The following is a 1,183-nucleotide window of genomic DNA, read 5'->3' as shown; positions in this document are numbered from 1 at the left end:
GAGGTCGACCGGACGCTGGCGCGCGCCCTCGCGGCCGGGCTCGTCGCGGGGATCGTCCTCGTCGTCCTGCAGGGGCCGATCGCGGCGGCGGCCTTCCGGATCACCGGCGCGAGCCCCGCGGTGATCGCCGGGCTCGCCACCTACGTCCACATCCGCATCCTCTCGGCGCCGTTCGCGCTGGCGAACTACGCCGTGCTCGGCTCGGTGCTCGGGCGCGGCCGCACCGATCTCGGCCTGCTGCTGCAGGTGGCGATCAACGTCGTGAACATCGGCCTGACGCTGGCCCTGGTGCTCGGCCTCGACCTGAGCCTAGCCGGCGCCGCCCTCGCCACGGTGATCGCGGAAGCCGCCGGCCTGGCTCTCGGCCTCGTGATCCTGGTGCGCCTCGGCTCGAAGCCCTGGCGGGTGCCGTGGTCCGAGATCCGAGACCCCGTCGCCCTGAAGCGGACGCTCGCGGTCAACGGCGACGTGATCGTGCGGACGCTGGCGCTCGTGTCGGGCATCGTGCTGTTCTCGGCGCTCGGCGCACGCCAGGGCGACGCGGTGCTCGCGGCCAACGCGGTGTTGTGGAATCTCTTTCTGATCGGCGGGTTCTTCCTCGACGGCTTCGCCACGGCCGCCGAGGCCCTATGCGGGCAGGCGGTGGGCGGGCGCGACGCCGGCGGGTTCCGCAAGGCGTCGGCGCTGTCGCTGGGCTGGTGCCTCGGCTTCGGCCTCGGCGTGAGCCTGCTGGCGCTGTTCGGGGGCCACGCCTTCATCGACTTCGTCACCACGAGCGAGCCGGTGCGCGCGGTGGCGCGGCGCTACCTGCCGCTGGCGGCGGCCGCCCCCTTCGTCGCGGCGCTGCCCTTCGCCTACGACGGCATCTACATCGGCGCGACCTGGACGCGGGCGATGCGCAACCTGATGCTGGCCGCGCTCGCCGCCTATTGCGCCACCCTGGTCCTCGTCCAGGGGCTGCAGCTCGGCAATGCCGGCCTGTGGCTGGCCTTCCTGAGCTTCCTCGGCGCGCGCGGCATCGGGCAGGCCCTGGCCTATCCGGGCCTCGCCCGGCGGACGTTTTCGCCCGACCGCGCCTGAAGCTGCGGCTGAGCTAACCGCCTCAGCGCGGGTCCTTCCATGTGGTCGGCGCGGCGGGGGCCGGCGGCAGCGCCTCGACCCGGCGCTGAACGCTGCGCCGGGT

1 protein-coding gene is annotated in these 1,183 nt (G+C 74.0%); it reads left to right on the top strand.

The annotated features are described in order from the left end of the window. The coding region (locus FV222_RS26725) for an MATE family efflux transporter (RefSeq protein WP_147816152.1) at nucleotides 1-1,080 on the top strand (1,080 nt) is incomplete at its 5' end. Nucleotides 1,081-1,183 lie beyond the last annotated feature (103 nt).

The sequence above is a fragment of the Methylobacterium sp. WL103 genome, assembly GCF_008039885.1.
Taxonomy (GTDB): Bacteria; Pseudomonadota; Alphaproteobacteria; order Rhizobiales; family Beijerinckiaceae; genus Methylobacterium; species Methylobacterium cerastii.
Note: the sequence above shows the minus strand (reverse complement) of the source record. Positions and strands in the feature narration are given on the sequence as shown.